The organism is Roseomonas sp. SRI_022 (assembly GCF_057586215.1).
In genome coordinates this window covers 1-19,080 of sequence record NZ_JBYCZL010000051.1, presented here as the reverse complement: position 1 = coordinate 19,080, position 19,080 = coordinate 1, and the positions used below count along the sequence as shown (strand labels likewise).

Genomic DNA, 19,080 nt, shown 5'->3' with positions numbered 1-19,080 from the left:
CCTTGGCGTCGGCGTCACCGGCCTCGGCGGCAGTCGCCTCGCCGGCATCGGCGGCCTCGGCAGGTTCGGCCGTCTCGGCCTCGCCCTCTCCCTCGGCATCCGCCTCGCCTTCGCCTTCAGCCTCGCCTTCGCCCGCGGCCATCGCCTCGGCGCCGGGGGCGCCCTCGCGGCCGTCCTCGCGACGGCCACCACGGCGGCGGCGGCGGCGGCGGCGGCGGCGCTCGCCGTCCTCGGCGCTCTCCTCGGCACGACGGGGAGCGGCTTCACCCTCCTCGGCGGCTTCGGACTCGTCGGTGTCCTCCGCTTCCTCCTCGGCATCGACCGGCTCGGGCGCGTAGTCCATGCGCAGCGCGGATGGTGTGCTCGGGATGGCGACGGGCTCGGCGGCGCGCAGGCGCTCGATCTTCAGCGCCGGGCCCATCAGCGTGTCATCGGGTTCGAACAGCACGGCCATGCCGAAGCGGGCTTCGATCTCCGCGAGCTTGTCGCGCTTGCGGTTCAGCAGCCACAGCGCCACCGGGGCGGCGACATGTACGCAGATCTCGGCGGCGCGGCGCTTCGCCCCTTCCTCCTCGACCGCGCGCAGCACCTGCAGCGCGCTGCTTTCCACGGAACGGACGGTGCCGCGGCCCTGGCAATGCGGGCAGGCGACGAAGGTCTGCTCGGCGATGGACGGGCGCAGCCGCTGGCGCGACATCTCCAGCAGGCCGAAATGGCTGATACGGCCGACCTGGATGCGGGCGCGGTCGTGCTTCAGCGCCTCCTTCAGGCGCCGTTCCACCATCCCGTCATGCTTGGACGACTCCATGTCGATGAAGTCGATGACGATCAGGCCGGCGAGGTCGCGCAGGCGAAGCTGCCGGGCGATCTCGTCCGACGCTTCGAGGTTGGTGCGCAGCGCGGTGTCCTCGATGTGCCGGTCGCGCGTCGCGCGGCCCGAATTCACGTCGATGGCGACCAGCGCCTCGGTCTGGTTGATGACGATGTAGCCGCCGGACTTCAGCTGCACGACGGGCGAATGCATCGCGTCGAGCTGCGCATCCACATTGTGGCGCGCGAACAGCGGCACGGCTTCGCGATGCATGCGGATGCGGCCGGAATTGGCCGGCATGAGCATGCGCATGAACTCGCGCGCCTGGCTGTAGGCGTCGTCGCCCTCGACCACCACCTCGTCGATGTCGCGGCCATAGACGTCGCGGATCGAGCGCTTGATGAGGTCGGCTTCCTCATAGATCAGCGCCGGCGCCGTCGAGGACAGGGTGCGTTCGCGGATGCTGTCCCACAGCCGCAGCAGGTATTCGCAGTCGCGCTTGATCTCGGGCTTGGGCCGCTGCGCGCCGGCGGTGCGCACGATCAGCGACATGCCGTCGGGCAGGCTCATCTCCTCGACCACTTCGCGCAGCCGCTTGCGGTCGGCGGCCGAGGTGATCTTGCGGGAGACGCCGCCGCCGCGCGGCGAGTTCGGCATCAGCACCGAGAAGCGCCCGGCCAGCGAGATGTAGGAGGTGAGCGCGGCACCCTTGCCGCCGCGTTCCTCCTTGACGACCTGCACCAGCATGATCTGCCGGCGCTTGATCACTTCCTGGATCTTGTAGTGGCGCAGGAAGCGCGGCGGGATACGGCGCTCGCGCCGGTCTTCCTCGCCTTCGCCCTCGGCGGGCAGGTCCTCGCCACCGATCGTCTCGGGGGGCGGGGGGGCTTCCTCGGCGGGCAGGCTCTCGACGCGGCCGGTATCCTCGAAGGCTTCGCCGTCCTGTGCCTCGGGCGCTGCCGCTTCGGCCTCGGGGGCCTCGGGCGCGGCGGCCTCGACCGTGGCTTCGGCGCCGGGCTCGATCGGCAGGCCGGCATCGGGCGTGCCGGTGATGCGGTCATCGGCCATGTCGAGCGGTTGGGCTGCCGCTGCCAGCTCGGTCGAGGCCTCGGCGGCGGGCGCGGCCTCGGCGGGGGCCTCCTCGCCATTGGTCCAGCCCTCGGAGCCTTCGCCGTTCCAGGCGGCGCGGTCCATCGCCGATTCCGGCGGCATATCCGCCTCTTCCTCGGCGCGGGCGTCCTCGGCCTGCATCTCGATCAGGCGCTGCCGGTCGGCGATGGGGATCTGGTAGTAGTCGGGGTGGATTTCGCCGAAGGCGAGGAAGCCGTGGCGGTTACCGCCATATTCGACGAAGGCGGCCTGCAGGCTGGGTTCCACCCGCACCACCTTGGCCAGGTAGATGTTGCCCTTCAGCGGGCGGCGGGTGGCGGTCTCGAGGTCGAATTCCTCGACCCGGTTGCCGTCCAGCACCACCACCCGTGTTTCTTCGGGGTGTGATGCATCGATCAGCATGCGCTTGGTCATGGGAAGCAATGCTCCGCGCCGCGGCGGGGCCTGCGGCGCAACGGAATGGCGGGGCCCGGGCAAAGACGGATTCGCGGCGCTGCGTCCTTTGGCATGCGGCGGCGGTCGTCCTCGCTCGGTGGGCCGCGCACCGCGCATGGCGATGCAGGCCCGGGGTGGGCGCGCCTGGTTTCTGCCCCGGTAACCCTTGAACGGCCGCGGTGTCGCGGTGGTCCCAGGCACGGGCGGGCCGGCGACGCTGTGCGGCGGTCCGCTCGCCGGCTGGGGGCGGATCGGACCATACGCGCACCCGTCTCCGCGCTGGCGGAACCGGCAGGAAGGCACCCGGCTGAACCACGGAATGCGCGGGGGGGCGAGTATGCCGCCCCGGCTCCAGGCCGGGTTCCCGTCTCGTCGCGCCGGCCACGCGCCCGGCCTTGAGCCCTCGGGTCGCGCGCCGGGCGATCCTGCCCAGGATTCCGCCCGCAGCGGTTGCCGCCGGGGCAGGGCACCATAGTCGTCACTCACGGCTGCCACAAGGCAGCCGTGAGGTGCTTTTGTCGTGCCTCTCAAACGGTAGGTGCCGGCCCGATGCGCGGCATTGGGCTGAGTCCTTGGTTTTATCCCTCAAACGGCGGGCGCCGGCCATGCGGCCGGCTTGCCTTTGCGCCCTGGGCTGGCGCGCCGGGCGCGACGGACGGGTTGGGCGCGGTCGCGCTTTGCGCTCGCGGCCCGATGCGCGGGCATCGGGCCGGATGCCTGCGCCGCCAGATACCACGCCACTTCAAATCAACCATGGCAAATATCTGAAATACATGACATATTGTCTGCCGGTCCGGGGGATTGGACCGGGGGACAGGGAACCGTATCGATGTCGCGCTTCGGCCGGCGCCCCCTGCTGGGGCTCGGCCTGCTTGCCGCCACCGCCGCGCCGTCACTGGCGCGGGCTGGTACATTGACCGGAGCCGCTCTGGCGGCAACGCGCGGCGGTGCGCGCCTGACGCTGTCGGTCGATGCCACGCAAGGCTGGTCGATCCGTCCCTCAGCCGACCCGTTGCGGCTCACCATACATCTGCCGGGCGCCACATGGCGCGGTCGTGCTGCCTTGCGCGGCGCCGGGCCGGTGCGCGCCGCCCGCTTCGTCGCGGCGGATGACGTGCTGGTGCTGGACCTCGCGGGCCCGGCCCTGCCGGCCGCCGGCCCCGCCCGCGACGGGCAGATCGTGATCGACATCGCCTCCGTGTCGCACGCCCGCTTCGAAGCCGCGGTGCGCGTTGGGCGGGAGGTGCTGGCCGGGACCGCGCGCGTGGCCGGGCCGCTGCCGTTGGTGGTGCTCGATCCCGGCCATGGCGGGCGCGACCCCGGCGCGATCGGCGCCACCGGCGTACTGGAAAAGCGCATCGTGCTGGCCGCGGCACTCGAACTGAAACGACGGCTGGAGGCCGCCCGGACCTGTCGCGTGCTGCTGACCCGGTCGCGCGACGTCTTCGTTCCTCTGGCGGACCGGGTCGAGATCGCCCGGCGGCGGGAGGCCGCGTTGTTCGTCTCCCTGCACGCGGATTCCGCCCCGGGGGCGCGCGGCGCCTCAGTCTATACCCTGTCCGAAACGGCCTCTGACGCCATGAGCGCAGCGCTGGCGCAGCGGGAGAACCGCGCCGATCTCGCCGGCGGGCTGCGGCTGCCCTCCGTCAGCCCCGAGGTGCAGCGCATCCTGATCAGCCTAATGCGGCAGGAGACGCGGGCGGGTTCAAACCGGCTCGCGCGGCTGGCCGTGCGCGAATTGGGGGAGGAGGTGCAACTGCTGCCGAACACCCATCGCGAGGCCGCCTTCGTCGTGCTGAAGGCGCCGGAGATCCCCTCCGCCCTGGTGGAACTCGGCTTCCTGTCCGACCAGCGGGATGAGGCGGCATTGCAGCAACCGGCCCACCGGGCGCGGCTGTCGCTCGCGCTGTCGCGGGCAGTGAAGCACTGGCTCGATTCGGCCCCGGTCGGGTGAAACGCGCCGGTGCGCGCGCATTGTTCCGGCGCTGCCGCGCCCCAAGTGGTGCGGTGCGGCGGGAACCGCCAATCGCGTGTCGCTCCATGCCTCATGAGGGTGTATCTGTCTGCCGATGACCACGCCTGAACTTCGCGCCGACGCGCCGCTCGACCCCCGCCGCACGGCACGGCGCGGCGCCGAGCCCGGCCACGCCCCGCGGCCCGAGGAACCCCCGCAGGAGACCCCGCGCCGCGAGAAGCCGGCCCGCGCCAAGCGCCGCCGCCGCGGCCTCGGCCTGTTCCGCCTGCTGTTCCTGCTGCTCGTGGTGGGTGGCCTGGTCGGTTCCGTCGCCGCCTATGGCGTGTACCGCCAGGTGTCCGAGGACCTGCCCGACTATCGCTGGCTGGCCGATTACAACCCCCCGCAGATGAGCCGGATCTACGCCGCGGACAGCCGGCTGACCGCCGAACTGGCGACCGAACGGCGCGTCTTCGTGCCGATCGAGGCGATCCCACCCCGCATCCAGCAGGCCTTCGTCTCGGCCGAGGACCAGCGCTTCTGGGACCATGCCGGCATCGATCCGCTCGGCATCGGGCGCGCGCTGCTGACGGCGGCCGAGAATTACGGCTCCGGCCGGCGGATGGGTGGCGCGTCCACCATCACGCAGCAGGTCGCCAAGAACATGCTGGTCGGCAACGACCGCACCCTGATGCGCAAGGTGCGCGAGGCGATCCTCGCCGTGCGCATCGAACAGGCGCTGTCGAAGGAACGCATCCTCGAGCTCTACCTGAACGAGATCTTCCTCGGCCAATCCGCCTATGGCGTCGCCGCCGCCGCCCAGGCCTATTTCAACAAGGGCCTCGACGAGCTGACGCTGGCCGAGGCCGCCTTCCTCGCCGCGCTGCCCAAGGCGCCCAACAACTACAACCCGATGCGCTTCCCCGAAGCGGCGCGTGCCCGGCGCGACTGGGTGATCGACCGGCTGGCCGAGGACGGCCACATCACGCGGGAGGAAGCGCGCTACGCCAAGGCCGAGCCCATCGTGCCGCGTCCGACCCGCCGGCCGGAGGTTGTGCCCGTCGGCCAGCACTTCACCGAGGAAGTCCGCCGCGAGCTGATCCAGCGCTTCGGCGCCGAGCAGACGACGATGGGCGGCCTTGTGGTGCGCACCAGCCTGGAGCCCGAGCTGCAGGCGGCGGCCGAGCGCGCGCTGCGCGAGGGGCTGGTGAATTACGACCGCCGCCGCGGCGGCTGGCGCGGCGCCTTCGGCACCATCGCCGCCGGGCCGACTGAATGGATGCCTGCGCTCGAGGCCTACCAGCGCCCGCCGGGCGGCCTGCAGGAATGGCGCCTCGCGGTCGTGCTGGAAGTCCGCGCCACCGATGCTCGGGTCGGCTGGATCGAACGGCCGGAAGGCGGGCGCGGCGCGCCGCAGCCGCAGACCGGGCTGATGTACCTGCAGGACCTGTCGTCCTGGGCGCGGCCGGTGCGTGACGGGCGGATGGGCGGCCAGCCCTCCCGCATGAACCAGGTGGTCAATGTCGGCGATGTCGTCTTCGTCGAGCAGATGGCGACGCAGATGCCCGCGCAGGGGCGTTCCGCGCGGCCCGAACGCGTCGAACTGCGCCAGATGCCGCAGGTGGAAGGCGCGGTCGTCGCGATGGACCCGCAGACCGGGCGCGTGCTGGCCATGGTGGGCGGCTGGTCCTTCGAGCGGTCCTGGTTCAACCGCGCGACGCAGGCGCAGCGGCAGCCCGGCTCTTCCTTCAAGCCCTTCGTCTACATCAACGCGCTGGAGCAGGGCATTCCGCCCAACACCGAATTGCTCGACGAACCCATCGAGGTGATGTCGGGCGGCCGGCTGTGGCGGCCGCAGAACTACACCGCCGGGCAGGCCAATGGCTGGGTGACGATGCGCCAGGCGCTGGAGCGCAGCCTCAACCTCGTCACCGTGCGCGTCGCGCAGCAGGTGGGCATGGATGCGGTCAGCGACGCCGCGCGGCGCTTCGGTGTGATCGACAACATGCCGCGCTATCTCGCCATGTCGCTCGGCGCCGGCGAGACGACGGTGATGCGCATGGCGGCCGCCTATGCGGCCTTCGGCAACAATGGTGTCTGGACCCCGCCGACGCTGATCGATTCCGTGCAGGACCGCCGCGGCCGGGTGATCTGGCGCGCCGACCGCCGGACCTGCGCGACTTGCTCCGCCACCAGCCCCGATGACGGCCCGCCCGAACTGGCCAACCCGCCGGAACCGCAGAATCCGGACCGGCCGGATGCGGACCGGGCCGACCGGATCCGCCATCAGGCGACCGATCCGATCGCCGCCTATCAGATGGTCTCCCTGCTGCGCGGCGTGGTGGAACGCGGCACCGGCACCCGGGCGGGCCAGGGGCTGAACCGCCCCATCGCGGGCAAGACGGGTACCACCGACGACTACAAGGACAACTGGTTCGTCGGTTTCACCCCCGACATCGCGATCGCGGTGTGGATGGGCTATGACGACCCCCGCACGCTCGGCAATGGCGAGACGGGCGGCGGCAATGCCGCCCCGGTGTTCCGCCAGGTGCTGGCCGCCGCGCTGCGCGACAGCCCGGCGGTGCCATTCCGCGCACCGCCGGGCGTTGCCCTGGTGCGCATCAACATCGGCAACGGCTCGATCCTCGAGGCATTCCGGCCGGGCACGGAGAATGCCGCGCGCCGCCTAGGTGGCGGCGGCGGGGGCGGCGGCGGCGCCTCGGCCACCGGCCTCGACAGCAACCTGGGCGGGCTCTATTGAGCGCGTCCCATGCGTGCTGAAGCAGAATCCCTGAACGAGCAGATCACCGCCTCGGTGTCCCTGCTGAGGAGGCATCTTTGACTGGGATGCCGCCGTCCGCCGCCTCGACGAGCTGAACGCCCGCGCCGAGGACCCCACCCTGTGGAACGATGCCGCCGAAGCCGGTCGTGTGATGCGCGAACGCGGGCGGCTGGCCGGCCAGGTCGAGGGTGTCCAGAAGCTTGAACGCGACGTCGCCGACGCGCTGGGCCTGATCGAACTCGCCGAGGCCGAAGCCGACGAGGACACGATCAAGGCCGCGATGGCCGACCTCGAAGGCTTCGCCGCGGAAGCCAAGCGGCTGGAGATCGAGAGCCTGCTGTCCGGCGAGGCTGACGCCAACGACGCCTATCTGGAAGTGAACGCCGGGGCTGGCGGCACCGAGGCGCAGGACTGGGCGCAGATGCTGCTGCGCATGTACATGCGCTGGGCCGAACGGCGCGGCTACAAGGTGACGCTGACCGAACAGTCCGAAGGCGAGCAGGCCGGCATCAAGTCGGCGACCGTGCAGGTCAGCGGCCCCAACGCCTATGGCTGGCTGAAAACCGAAAGCGGCGTCCACCGCCTGGTGCGCATCAGCCCCTTCGACGCCGCCGCGCGGCGCCAGACGTCCTTCGCGTCGGTCTATGTCTATCCGGTGATCGACGACAAGATCGAGATCGAGATCAACCCGGCCGATCTCAAGACCGACACCTTCCGCGCCTCGGGTGCCGGCGGGCAGCACGTCAACAAGACCGAATCGGGCGTGCGTTTCACGCATATCCCGACGGGCATCATCGCCGCCTCCACCCAGGACCGCAGCCAGCACCGCAACCGCGCCATCGCGATGGAGATGCTGAAGGCCCGGCTCTACGAGCTGGAACTGCGCAAGCGCGAGGCGATCTCCGACGCGGTCGAAGCCGGCAAGACCGACATCGGCTGGGGTCACCAGATCCGCTCCTATGTGCTGCAGCCCTACCAGATGGTGAAGGACCTGCGGACCAGCGTGGAGAAGGGCAATCCGGACGCCGTGCTGGATGGCGAGCTCGACGAGTTCATGGCCGCGGCGCTGGCCCAGCGCGTCGGCGCGACGCGGTCCGAGGCGAGCGCGGCGGCGCGGTGAAGCCCCGGGCGCCAGGGATCGGGGGATGATGGCCGTGCCGGGTCCACGGCATCGCGTCGTCATCCTCGGCTTTCCGAGGACCGGCACCAACTACCTCGCAAGCAGCCTCGGCTCGCTGCCCGACGTCACCTTCCACACGGAACCGTTCAACCCGAGCAGCGTCCACCTCGCGACCGGGCCACAGAACGCGCTCAAGGCGGAACGCGATGCCAATCCGCTGGCCTTCCTCGGCCGGCTGGAGCGCGAATGCACGACGCCGGTCCTCGGCATCAAGCTGCTGCCGAACCATGCGCCGGACCTGCGGCGGCGCATCATCATGGATCCGGGCTGGCGCTGCATCGTGCTGTTCCGGCCGAATTTCCTCGCGGTGCATTCCTCCCAGCTCACCGCCAACCGCACCGGCGTCTGGGCGCTGTCGGGCAATGCGGCGCGGGTTGAGGCGCCGCCGCTGCAATTCGAGCCGAAGCGCTTCCTGTCGGCGCGCGAAAGCTTCCGCCAGTTCTATGACGAGGTGCTGAACGGCCTCGATGCCGCGGGAAAGCTGTTCCTGCCGGTGAGCTATATCGACCTGCTCGACCCCGTCATGCTGCGCAACGCCGCGCGGTTTGCGGGTGCGGTCGGCGCGCTCGAAATGTCGAGCCGCCTCGTCAAGCAGGGACGCTGGGACGTCACCTCGGCCTTCGCCAATCGCGACCTGGTGCTGCGCACGCTGGACGAGATCGGGCGGCCGAACTGGGCCGTGGAAGGCGGCAGCAGCCTGGCCGAAGCGCTGCGCGACGGCGCGGCGGCAGCGGTGTGACGGGCGGCGGCGTCAGGGCCGGCGGATCATCGGCGGCGCGGCCGCCGCGGCGCGATCCCCGCGACTACGCCGCGGCCGGGATGGATTTCTCGGCACTCCGGGAGGTGACGGTCGGCGCGGTCGACAACGCCTTCACGCGTGGCGAGCGGCGCGGGCCTGCCTTCGGCGGCCGCCGGCTCGACTTCTTCGAGCACGTGAACGAGTTGCGCAGCGAATTCATCGGGCGCAGCGAATTGCTTCCGCTGCATGCCGGCTTCGTCGTGGCGCTGCGCCGGCGCCTGGCGGTGGCGCATTTCCTGCCGCTATACCTGCGACTCTGGTCAGAGGAAGGCGCGTTCCTGCGGCGCGAACTGTCGCTGCGCTGGCTGGTCTCGGCCTGCGACACGCTGACCGATCACGGGCACACCCCGGTGCAGCGCTCCGTAGCGCTGACCGGCACGGTGTTCGCGAACCTCGCCAAGCTCGCCGAGACCGAGCGGCGTTTCTATCCCCGGTCGGCGGAGCGCCAGCGGCCCGGTAGCGTGGAACTGTTCGACGGCATGACGGTGTTCAAGCCTGGCGGCGACATGGTTGTGAACCTGTTGCGGCGCGTGGGCCAGGTCGCGGCGCTCGACGACGTCGCGGGACCGATCCTGCTGGAAGTGGCGGCCCGGCTGCGGAAGCTCGACACGGTGGTGCGGCGGCTCGACCGACCGGCCGCGGAAGCACCGGACGATGCGACGAAGGAGGATGAAGCCTAGGCGGGACCGAAGGGTCGCCTTGCTCCTTCCCTCGCGCTCACCCGCGGCGAAACAGCAGGATCTCCCGCTCGCCCTCGGTCGATTCCTGCCCGTCCGGAAGCCATCCGGCCGCGGCGCAGGCGCTGACCAGTTCCGCCGCGTCCCGATGGAAGCCTCCTGCAACCCGCCTGCGACGGCCGAGCGCTTCGCAGATGATCAATCGCGGTGCTGCCGTCGCTGCGTGCCCCAGGATCGTGGGCAGCGACGCATCCGGCACATGAGCAAGCACGTCGAGCAGCAGCGCGGTTCCGCCGGCAGGGTAGGGATATTCCTCCATCAGCACGCGCCAGCGGCGATCGGGCAGGGCAGTGCGCGCGGCGAGTAGCGCCTCGGGCCGGATGTCGGCGCCGATGTATTCATCCGCGGCGAAGGCGGCGGCGATGCCGGTGGTGCCGCAGCAGATATCGACCAGCGGCAGATGGCCTTCCGCCAGGGCGCGCAGATGCGGGCCGAGGCCAGCGATCCCGGCGGTCTCCGGCTTGAACTGCGCCGCACCCTCGAACTGGCTGCCCGGCCCGCGCAGGAAGCGGCTGGCCCGGCGCGCGATGCGCAGCGCCTCGGGCTGCGGCGGCGGGGCTTCCTGCTTGCGCCCGGTGCGGGCCTCCCCGCGCGACGCCTGGTGCTGCAGCACGACCGGCGGGCCGAGCGTCGCCGCGTCGTAATTGTCCCAGACCGCGAAGTAGCCCGAGGGTAGCCAGCGTGTGACGAGCGGCATGGTCGCGGAGACATCCGCCCAGGCGGCGTCGAGGTGGTTCTGGTCCCACATCCGCGGATCCGCCCGGCAGCGCAGCACCCAGCGGTCGAGCAGCGCCTCGGCCGCCGGGTTGCGCCCGAACAGGATGGAGCCGGCCGAGAACTTCCACCCGCCATGCTTGTGGATGGCGAAGTCGGCGCCGGGCGCGGAGAGCAGGCCAGGTGGGCCTTCCAGTGTCGCATCGGCGTCGAGCCAGATGACCGGCCGGTCCGTGCGGCGCCACTGATCCTGGATGAATTCCGCCTTGAAGGCGCAGACCATCTCCCAACTGCCCGGGACGTCGAGACCGGTCAGTTCGTAGTCCACGCCCTGACGGTCCAGGCTCGCCCGCAGACGTTCTGCATAGGCTTCGTAGCGGGTGGCGCGCGTGTAGAAGGAGACGATCAGCGCCCCGGATGAGCCTGACGGCAGGGGTGGTGGCGACGTCGCGCCGATCCAGGCCGGCGTCGTGCCACCGATGACGCCGACTTCGGTGAAGCGGCGCTTCACGCGGTCGAAAGCCGGGTCGTTGGCGCCGCGGATGACGATGATCGCCGGCCCGTCCTGCGGATCGGGTGCGGCATCGGGGCGGTCGACGCTGCGCACCGGCCATCGCGCCGGGTTGAAGGCCGCGAGCGCGGCCCGGAGGACATCGTCGTCGCTCATGCGCGCGATAATGCTACCAGCGCTGCCCGCGCGGTTCGGCGAGCTTCGCCAGCGCCGGCGCGATATGGGCGGCGACCTCGTCGTAGTTGCTGATCAGGCGGCGCTTGTCGGGCGCGGTCGGGCGCATGCGGATCGGGCCGAACAGCCCGGCCGCGGCATCGGGCGCGAGACCGAGCAGCGTCGCGATCCTGTTCACCGCATCGGGCGCGACGTGGTCGTCCTTGATGAAATGCGGATAGGTGAGCTCGACATAGCGGCGATGGCCGCGGAAGGCCTCGCGCACCAGTTCGCGTGTGCGCGCGACCGGCAGCACGTAGTGCAGAGCGCGCTCGGGATCGAGCGTGATCGGCGCTTCCTCCTTCTCCGGGATGTCCTTGTCGGTGTGATAGAGGTTGCGCGTCTGGGCGATGATGTTGCTCGCGAAGCAGGCGAGCACATCCTCGCGGATCAGGTGCACGACGAGGATGCCGCGGCTGCGCATGTAGCCCATCAGGAAGTTCCGCCACGGCAGTCCGATGGGATAGGTCCACAGCGCCGAGAGCACGCCGAGATTGTCGTACATCACGTCGAAATGCAGATGGTCGCGGTCGGTCGACGCGTGCAGCTTGGTCAGGAAGTCGTCGAGGAAAGCGGTCAGCTCCTCCTGCGAGAAGCCGAAATCGGGATGCGCGCCGAGATGCGCCGCCCAGGCGCGGGTGATGCTGCCTGCCGGGTTGTTCGGCAGGAAGATCTCGTAGGCCGAGCGAACCAGGGCGCCGCTGTTCAGCGCTTGCGCGAAGGCCTTGGTGCCGCTGCGCTGGGTTGCGATGGTGACGATGGTCCGCGCAGCGAGGTGCTCCGGCAGCTTCAACGCGACTACTCCCGAGGTGAGGCCATGCGCGATACCGGCAGCGGCCGATCCCCGGCCCGGCCGCCAGGGATGCTCTCGTCGTGGGGTGCGGGCCGGCAAGGAAGGATCGCATGGCGAGCCGCGTGGCGGAAGCCGCGCCTGCGGCTTGACGCTGGCCGGGCCGGGCGTTAGGCGCCGGATACCGTGCCCGGCATCCCGGGGGCGGCAGCGGTGCATCCGGGGCCGCGGGATCGGGGAAAGCGGGGCCGCTGCTTGGCAAGGACCGTCGTCCATCTCTGCACGGGTGCCGGCGGCGGCGCGGGGCGCGCGGGCCGTCGCGCCCATCTCGCTGCGCGCCAGGCCGGGCTGCTGTCGGCCTTCGCCTTCGCGGAAGGCGTGGCGCGCGCGCCGGACGACATCGTGCTGCAACCGACGCCGCCGGAGGACCCGGCCGAGGCTGCGCTCGCCACCGTGCTGCGCGACCGCGTGCAATGGGGCGTGGTGCAGACGGCGCGCACGGATGCGACCAACACGCTGTTCTCGATCGCCCATCCGGGCCTTGCGCTGGATCGCCAGGCCCTCGTCGCCGCGGCCGACATCCTGCACCTGCACTGGACATCCTGGTCGGTGCCGCCGGCGGCACTCCGGCGCTGGCTCGCGGCAGGGCGCGTCGTGGTGTGGACGCTGCACGACCTCTGGCCGATGACCGGCGGCTGCCATTACCCGGGCGGCTGCGAGCAATACCGCACCGCCTGCCTGCAATGCCCGCAACTGCACGATGCCTGGTCGCTGGTGCCCAATGCCTTCGCCGAGAAGCGCGCCGCCTGGTCCGCGCCCGGTCCGGTGATCGTCGCACCGTCACGCTGGATGGCGGATCGCGCGGCGGAGAGCACGATCCTCGGTGGCTGCCGCATCGCGGTGATCCCCAACCCGATCGAGACCGCGGATTTCGTCCCGCGCGCCGACCGCGCCGCGCTGCGCGCCGCCTTCGGCATCGGGCCGGATGATCTGCTGCTGGTGCTGGGTGCCTATGACAACCGCGAGCGGCGCAAGGGCGGCGCGATCCTGATCGAGGCGCTGCGCCGCCTGCATGACGATGGCCGCCTCGCCGCCGCGCTACCGGCCGGGGCGCGCGTCGCACTCGCGGGCTTCGGCAAGTCGCCGCTGCCGGGCTGGGACGGGCTGACGACGCTCGCCTTCGGGGAAGTCGAGGACGACGCCGTGCTCGCCGACATTCTCGGCGCCGCCGATCTCGCCTGCATCCCTTCGCTCGAGGACAACTACCCCAACATCGCGCTGGAGGCGCTCGCCTGCGGCACGCCCTGCCTCGCCACGCCGGTCGGCGGGCTGGTCGAGATCGTGCGGGAAGGATCGAGCGGCGTCCTCGCCGCCGCGCCCGAGCCCGAGGCGCTTGCCGAGGCGCTGCTGCGCTACGTCGCGCAGTACCATGGCGATGCCGGGCTGCGCGCGTCCTCCCGTGCGCAGGTGGAGGCGGAGAACGCGCTGCCCGTGATCGGTGCGCAACTCGCCGCGCTGTATGAGGAGATCGCGCAGCCAGTCCGCATGACCGCCCCTGATGAAGCGGCGCATGCCCGCGCCCTCGGCGCCTTCCGCCGCGCGCCGGTTTCGGTCTCGGCCCGGCCCGAAGCGGCCTTCCTGCGCTTCCCCGCCAACCTCCTGCTGCGCCAGGAAGGTGGTACGGCGGTCGCGGGGCTCGCGCCGCCGCCTGCGGCCCCGGCCGCTACCGGCGTGACGCGGCTGCTCGCGCTGCATGCGCGCCACGTCCATCACGGGGCGCGGTCCGGCCCCTATCAGTTCCTGCGCCACCTGCCCGAAAGCATCTCCACCGACATCCGCGCCACGCCGCTTGGCGCCGCCCTGGCCGGGGACCGCGCGGCAGACTACCTCGCATGGGGCCGGCTGCTCGGCACCGAGCCCTTCGGCCAGCAGGGCAATGCCTGGCTGGCCGAGGCAGAGCTGCTCGCCGCCTGCGCCGCGGCACCGGCCGACATCCTGCACGCGATCGACGGGGAACTGGCGCTGTGGCTGCTGCCGCGCTTGCCGTCCGCCCTGTTCGCTGGCGGCCGCCGGCCCATCATGGCGGCGACCTTCCACCAGCCACCGACGCTGCTGGCGCGCATGATGAACGCGTCCCTGCTCGGCCGGCTCGACGCCATCATCCTGCTGTGCGAGGCGCAGCGCGCCGCCATCCCCTCCGAGATCGACCCCGCCCGCATCCACATCCTGCCTCATGGCATCGATGCCGACTTCTTCACCCCTGGCCCGCGCGCCCCGGGGCCGGGCTTCCGTCTGCTCTCGGTCGGCCACTGGCTCCGCGATCATGATTCGGCTTTCGCCGCGCTCGGCCTGCTGCGTCAGACGGGGCTGGCCGCCAGCCTGCGCGTCATCTCCCCCACCCCGCCCGCCGGTGCGCCTTCCGGCGTCGTCATCGAGACCGGCCTGACCGACGAGGCGTTGCGCCAGGCCTATCGCGACGCCGATGCGCTGCTGCTGCCGCTGCGTGACGCCACCGCCAACAACGCGATCCTCGAGGCCATGGCCTGCGGCCGTCCGATCGTCAGCACCGATATCGGCGGCGTCGCCGAAATGACCGCTGGCGCGGCACGGCTCGTCCCGCCGGGCGACGCGCGGGCGCTCGCCGACGCCGTGCTCGGCCTCGCCCGCGACCCCGCCGGCGCGGAAGCCCTCGGCCGCGCAGCACGAGTGCGAGCTGAGGCGCTGGATTGGCGGCGGATCGCGGCAGCACATGCGGCGCTGTACGAGGCGTTGGTGCGGGGATGAGGGCGCAGGAAGCCCTGGAGGGGCCTCGCCCCTCCAGACCACCCCACCAAAGGGCAGTGCCCTTTGGAATGCCGGCACTTGGCGATGGGCGCGGCGGGGGCGTCGAAATGGTGCGCGGCCGCGGGGCACGGCGCCCGGAATCGTCTCCGACGTACCGTCACCGTGTCGCGCGCAATTCGTGCCCGGCACCAAGTGTCGGCATTCCAAAGGGCACTGCCCTTTGGTGGGGAGAGGTCCGGAGAGGGGCAAAGCCCCTCTCTGGTCGCGCGGCATGACAACCCTCCTCCTCCCGCCCGCCGACTGGCGCCACGCCGCCGGCGCCGTCATCGCCGAATTCCGCGCGCCCTCGACCGGCGGCCTCGCCATCCTTGCCGAGGGCTGGCCGGACCCCGGTGCCGCGCGGTTGCTGCCGTCCACCGGCGCACCGACCGCCTTCCTGCCGCTCGCTGATGCCGCCTTCCTCGCCACCACTGCCGAGGCGGGCGCCGCCTTCACCATCGAGGCCCCGGCGCCGCCGCTGCGCTGCCGGGTGGTCTTCCTGCTGCGTCCGCGGCATTCGCCGACCCTGACACTGCTCGCCCCGCGCGCGATACGTGCCCCGGCGCGGCGCGCGGCCTATGACCTGGAGGCCGGGCGTGGCCGTGTCGTCGCGGCGCTGGCGGCGCAGGAACTCGACTCGGCGCTTGGCGTCGTCGCGGAGATGCTGGTCGCGGCGCGGGCGGATGCCGCGACGGGGCAGGCCGTCGCGGCCGTGCTCGCTCATCTCGCGCAGTACCCGCTTGCCCGCAGCCCCGCCCTCGGCGCCTTCGTCGCCGCCCTTACCGAATAGGTCCCATGGCCCTCGTCATCCTCGACCCCAACCTCGAAGGCGAAGCCGGGCATCACCTGGCCTATGACATGGCGATCGCGCGGGAAGCGCGGGCGAGGGGGGAGGCGGTGACGATCGTCGCCAATCGCCGCTTCGCCGCCGCCGCGATCGAGGGCGTGCGGATCCTGCCGCACTTCACCGCCAGCACCTATGCCGAGTTGCACAAGGACCCGATCACCGGGGCGATGGACGACTGGCGGCACTTCAACGACCTGCTGCAATCAGAACTGGCGCTGCTGCCGCGCTCGGAATTCCGCGCGGCCGACGCGGTGCTGGTGCCGACGGTCACCGAGAACCACCTCGCCGGATACATCGGCTGGATGAAGGGCTTCGATCCGCTCGAGGCGCCGCTGTTCCTGCTGCACCTGATGTTCCCTTCCGGCCTCGCGGTCGATGCGGAGGGGCGGCGGGTGGTCGAGGATCCGCTGCGCGCGCTGTTCTATCGCCTGGCCGATCGTGCCGCGCAGGAGGACGGGCCGCCCGTCCACCTGTTCGCGAGCGGCGGGCAGCACGCGACCGAATTCAGTGCCTTGTTCGGCCGCCCGATCCCAGCCCATCCGCTGCCGATCCGCCCCGAGCCCGGGCCGACGCCGCCATCCGCGCCGCGCCACGCCCTGCTGTTCGCCGGTGATGCACGCATCGACAAGGGCGTGGCGCTGCTGCCGGACCTGATCCCGCGCCTGGCCGCCGCGCATCCGGATTGGCGCCTTGTCGCGCATGTGAATGCCAATTCCGCCTGGGGCGCAGCGAAGGCGGCGGCCGAGGCGCTGCAGGCACTGCCCGAGAGCGTGGCGACCCTCGACCTCGCCGGCGGCCGGCTGTCGCCGGCGGACTATGTCGCGCTCGTGCGCAGCGTCGGCATCGCGCTGTTCCCTTACGACCCGGCGCTGTACCGCCGGAAGTCCTCGGGCGTGCTGTGGGAGGCGATCAGCCTGGGCACCCCCGTCGTGGTTCCCGCCGGCACCTGGCTGGAGAACGAGGCGCGGCACTGGGGGGCTGGGTATGTCGCCTATGGCGCGCACAGCCCGGAGGCGATCGCGGAAGCCTTCGCCGCGGCGCTGCCGCGCATCGACGAACTCGCCGCGCAATCGGCGGCGGCGGCGGCGCGATACTGCGCGGCGAATGGCGCGGCGGCGCTGATCGACCAGATCGCCGCACTGTGGGTCCGGCACAAGGCGGCGGCGAGCCTGGTGGCGCGGCCGACGACCATGGTGGTCGACCTCGCCCGACTGGATGGCGGCTGGCACCGGCTGGAATCGGTGGACGGGCGCACCGTGCGCTGGGCAACCCAGGAACCGTCCATCGCTTTCGATTGGCCCTTCGCGGAGCCGTGGCAACTCGACATCTCGCTGCTGTCCTTCTTCGGGGCCGAGCAACTCGACCGCACCGAGGTGGTCGGGGCCGATGCGGGGGTGACGCTGGGCTGGCAGCGCGAAGGGCGTGGGGCACGGCTGACGCTGCGCGGGCCGGGCCCGGGGCGTGCGAAGCCGCGCGTCGATCTGCGGCTGCGTCTGCCCCACACCTATCGGCCGCAGAACGATGCGCGTGACCTCGGCGTGCTGGTCGGCGGCATGCAGTTGGGTCCGGCGGCGGGCGGGGCGGGGCTGGAGGCGATGCCGCTACCGCTGCTGCGGGTCGGCAGCGGGGCGGCACCGCCTGCGGGCTGGGTCCTGGCGCCCGGCATCGCCGGGGACCTCACCGCGGCGCAGGACCGGCCCTGCCTGCTGGCCTTCAGGCTGCGTTGCGATCCCGCGCTGCCGCCGCCCGCCGTCACGCTGCATCTGGGCAGTGCGGCGGCAAGGCTGCTGCTGTCGGCGGAGGCGGACGGCACATGGCTCGGCACCGCGACGCTGCCGCCGGCCCTGCTGCGCGCTGCCGGCGAGGGGGCGGCCTGGGAGTTGGTGGCCGAGGCGGCGGCTGGGCAGGGCGTCACGCTGCTGTCGGCCCAGGCGACCACGCTTGCCGGCACGACGCGCCCGCTCACCGAAACAAATGCCGCACGACCGGTCGAACCGCCGCCCTTGCCCCCGCACAGCGGCCCGCGCCTGCGCTGGGATCTTTCGCAAGGCGTTGGCCCGACCGAGGGACCGTTCCCCGATCTTGGCGTGCCGGCTGGGGTGCGCTGGGTGGTAGCGCGTGACGCAAAGCTGGTGGTGGAGACCGATGCGGCGGGGCCGGCGCGGCTGGCCCTGCGCTACCGTTGCCTGGCGCCGCGCCAGGGCATGCGCGTGACGTTGGATGGCGGCACGCCCACGCTGCTGGAGATCGAGGGCGCCGGGCTGCGCGAGGCCGGAGAGATCGTGCTCGACCTCACGCTGCGGGCCGGGATGAACGAGGTGGCGCTCGCCTTCGCCGGCGGGGTGCGGGAACCGGGCACGGGGCGGGAACTGGTGCTGCTGCTGGAGCAGGCGGTGTTCGCGTAGGGGGGCCGGCTACCGGTCCGTCAGCCGCACCTCGATGCGACGGTTGCGGGCATAGGCGGCCGGGTTCTCGCCTGCCTCGATCGGCTGGGTATCGCCGAAGGAGGTCGCCGCCACGCGGTTCGCCGGCAGGCCCTCCGCGATCAGCATCTGCGCCACTGCGATAGCGCGCGCGGCGGCCAGTTCCCAGTTGCTGGCGAAGCGGGCCGAGCGGATCGGCGTGCGGTCGGCATGGCCATCGACGCGCACCACCCAGGCGATCTCCGCCGGGATCTGCGGCGTCACCTCCAGCAGCACGCGGGCGAGGTCGCGCACCTGCGCGCGCCCGGCTTCGGACAGGTCGGCCGAGGCGGGGGCGAACAGCACCTCCCCCTGGAAGACGAAGCGGTCGCCGACGATGCGGACCTCTGGCCTTTCGCCGAGCACCTGGCGCAACCGGCCGAAGAAGTCGGAGCGGAAACGCTGAAGCTCCTCGACCCGGGCGGCGAGTGCGGCATTCAGCCGCTGGCCGAGCAGGGAGATCTGCGCCTCCCGGTCGCGCCCGGCCGCTTCTTCCAGTTCGAGAGCGGTGACGAGGCGGGCGAGTTCGGCGCGCAGCGATTCGATCTGGCGCGTCAGCAGCGCGACCTGGGCGCGGGCACTGTCGGCGAGGCGGGTCTGTTCGGCGGCGCGCGCCTCGGCACCCCCGGCGCGACCCGTGCTTTCGGCGCGCAGCGCGTCGGCCTCGGCGCGGGCACGTTCGGCCGCGGCGATACGGGCGGAGGCGTCGCGTTCAGCCTCGGCCCGCGCGCGCTCGGCGGAGGCTTGCACGGCCGCGGCCTGGCGGGCGATGTCCTCGGCGCGCTGACGAGCCTGTTCGGCGGTGGCGGCGCGCGCGACGGCATCGCGCGCGGCGGCCTCTGCGGTCCGCTGGGTGGCTTCGGCGGCGGTGGCACGCTTCTTGGCCCGTTTCTTATCCACATCTCCGAGCCC

12 protein-coding genes are annotated in these 19,080 nt (G+C 72.0%); 8 read left to right on the top strand and 4 right to left on the bottom strand.

Translation table 11 applies throughout. The annotated features are described in order from the left end of the window. Nucleotides 1-2,335, bottom strand: a 2,335-nt coding sequence (locus tag AC2YHJ_RS27420) for an Rne/Rng family ribonuclease (protein WP_487399372.1), incomplete at its 3' end; no start/stop codon positions are given. An 850-nt stretch (nucleotides 2,336-3,185) separates the two neighbouring features. On the opposite strand from AC2YHJ_RS27420, the gene AC2YHJ_RS27415 reads away from it, so the two are divergent. The 5 genes from AC2YHJ_RS27415 (at nucleotide 3,186) to AC2YHJ_RS27395 (ending at nucleotide 9,751) form a co-directional block, all read left to right on the top strand. Continuing rightward, the gene (locus tag AC2YHJ_RS27415; protein ID WP_487399371.1) at nucleotides 3,186-4,310 is read left to right on the top strand and encodes an N-acetylmuramoyl-L-alanine amidase family protein; all 1,125 of its coding nucleotides are present in this window, start codon (nucleotides 3,186-3,188) and stop codon (nucleotides 4,308-4,310) included. A gap of 115 nt (nucleotides 4,311-4,425) precedes the next feature. Continuing rightward, nucleotides 4,426-7,071, top strand: a complete 2,646-nt coding sequence (locus AC2YHJ_RS27410; RefSeq protein ID WP_487399370.1) for a penicillin-binding protein 1A — start codon at nucleotides 4,426-4,428, stop codon at nucleotides 7,069-7,071. A 9-nt stretch (nucleotides 7,072-7,080) separates the two neighbouring features. Further along, nucleotides 7,081-8,212 (top strand): peptide chain release factor 2 gene (gene prfB / locus AC2YHJ_RS27405; RefSeq protein ID WP_487399369.1). Its coding sequence is split into 2 segments (ribosomal slippage): nucleotides 7,081-7,149 and nucleotides 7,151-8,212, totalling 1,131 coding nucleotides; the frame shifts between segments, so codons are not numbered across the junction. Nucleotides 8,213-8,237: 25 nt separating this feature from the next. Beyond that, nucleotides 8,238-9,011, top strand: coding sequence for a hypothetical protein (locus AC2YHJ_RS27400; RefSeq protein WP_487399368.1), 774 nt, complete (start codon nucleotides 8,238-8,240; stop codon nucleotides 9,009-9,011). Then, nucleotides 9,008-9,751 (top strand): hypothetical protein, encoded by a 744-nt coding sequence (locus tag AC2YHJ_RS27395; RefSeq protein ID WP_487399367.1) that lies wholly within the window; start codon nucleotides 9,008-9,010, stop codon nucleotides 9,749-9,751. The genes AC2YHJ_RS27400 and AC2YHJ_RS27395 overlap by 4 nt, the downstream gene beginning before the upstream one ends. Before the next feature lie 37 nt (nucleotides 9,752-9,788). Here AC2YHJ_RS27395 and AC2YHJ_RS27390 read toward each other — a convergent pair whose 3' ends face one another. Further along, complete coding sequence (locus AC2YHJ_RS27390; RefSeq protein ID WP_487399366.1) at nucleotides 9,789-11,189, bottom strand: class I SAM-dependent methyltransferase; 1,401 nt, start codon at nucleotides 11,187-11,189, stop codon at nucleotides 9,789-9,791. 13 nt (nucleotides 11,190-11,202) lie between these two features. After that, nucleotides 11,203-12,039 (bottom strand): hypothetical protein, encoded by an 837-nt coding sequence (locus tag AC2YHJ_RS27385; RefSeq protein ID WP_487399365.1) that lies wholly within the window; start codon nucleotides 12,037-12,039, stop codon nucleotides 11,203-11,205. Nucleotides 12,040-12,291: 252 nt separating this feature from the next. On the opposite strand from AC2YHJ_RS27385, the gene AC2YHJ_RS27380 reads away from it, so the two are divergent. The 3 genes from AC2YHJ_RS27380 to AC2YHJ_RS27370 all read left to right on the top strand — a co-directional run bounded on the left by AC2YHJ_RS27380 (nucleotide 12,292) and on the right by AC2YHJ_RS27370 (nucleotide 18,111). Next, a complete protein-coding gene (locus AC2YHJ_RS27380; RefSeq protein ID WP_487399364.1) occupies nucleotides 12,292-14,820 on the top strand; it encodes a glycosyltransferase in 2,529 nt (842 codons plus the stop codon). Nucleotides 14,821-15,091: 271 nt separating this feature from the next. Beyond that, the gene (locus tag AC2YHJ_RS27375) at nucleotides 15,092-15,649 is read left to right on the top strand and encodes a hypothetical protein (RefSeq protein WP_487399363.1); all 558 of its coding nucleotides are present in this window, start codon (nucleotides 15,092-15,094) and stop codon (nucleotides 15,647-15,649) included. Nucleotides 15,650-15,654: 5 nt separating this feature from the next. Further along, a complete protein-coding gene (locus tag AC2YHJ_RS27370; protein WP_487399362.1) occupies nucleotides 15,655-18,111 on the top strand; it encodes a hypothetical protein in 2,457 nt (818 codons plus the stop codon). Nucleotides 18,112-18,120: 9 nt separating this feature from the next. Here the strand turns inward: AC2YHJ_RS27370 and AC2YHJ_RS27365 are convergent. Continuing rightward, the coding region (locus AC2YHJ_RS27365; protein WP_487399361.1) for a peptidoglycan -binding protein at nucleotides 18,121-19,080 on the bottom strand (960 nt) is incomplete at its 5' end.